This is a genomic window from Limimaricola cinnabarinus (assembly GCF_002723615.1).
Classification (GTDB): domain Bacteria; phylum Pseudomonadota; class Alphaproteobacteria; order Rhodobacterales; family Rhodobacteraceae; genus Limimaricola; species Limimaricola cinnabarinus_B.
Map to the genome: position 1 here is coordinate 7,721 of NZ_KZ304997.1, position 719 is coordinate 8,439.

Sequence of the window (719 nt, forward strand, 5' to 3'; positions counted from 1 at the left end):
GTCGACCTTCACGGCCATGCTCTTGTCTCCTTCCTGTGTCATGCGGGCAGCCCCGCCAGATCCCGCAGGCCCTCGGGCATCTGCGCCTCGAACTGCTCGAGAAAGTTCAGCACCCGCTGCTGATCGGTCAGCTGCAGGCGCGGGTCGCGCACCGCCTGCCGCCAGGGGATCTGCAGGCGTTTGACCAGTTCGGCGGTGCGCGCCTCGATCGCCGGCAAGCTCATCTCGATTCCGCCCGCTTCCAGGAACCGTGCCCGCGTCCGGCCGCCGAACGGCACGCCCGCGGGGTCGCGATCTCCGAACCACACCGGAAAGTCGGCATCGCGCGGTGCGGCGCGGCGGTTGAGGATGGCCACGTGGCGGATGTCGAGCGCGCTGCCCCTGTAGGGGGCGCTCAGCTCCATATGGATCGCGATCGACTCCACGCTGCCCCGATCCGGCGTGATCATGTGGAAGAAGGCCAGCGTGATCTCCAGGCGCTCGGCCGTGCGCAGGAAGTTGTGCAGCCCGTCGCGGTCATCGAACAGGCGCTGCATATCCGCGAGCGAGCCGCCCGCCATGTCGTGCAGGATCAGCGGCTCGGGGCAGCCAAGCGAGTCGATCAGCGTGGTGCGGCTGTCGTCGCGGATGTTGTAGGCAATCACACCGGTAGCGGCCGACTGCGGATCGCGCAGGCGGCCCGTCTCGTCGCGCCCGGCATGCATCGCCGAGAGCGCCCC

At 69.1% G+C, this 719-nt stretch carries 1 protein-coding gene; it reads right to left on the reverse strand.

What is annotated here, in order from left to right:
- Positions 1-38 precede the first annotated feature (38 nt).
- A partial coding sequence (locus tag CJ301_RS18060) for a hypothetical protein (RefSeq protein ID WP_162620624.1) occupies positions 39-719 on the reverse strand: 681 nt, incomplete at its 5' end.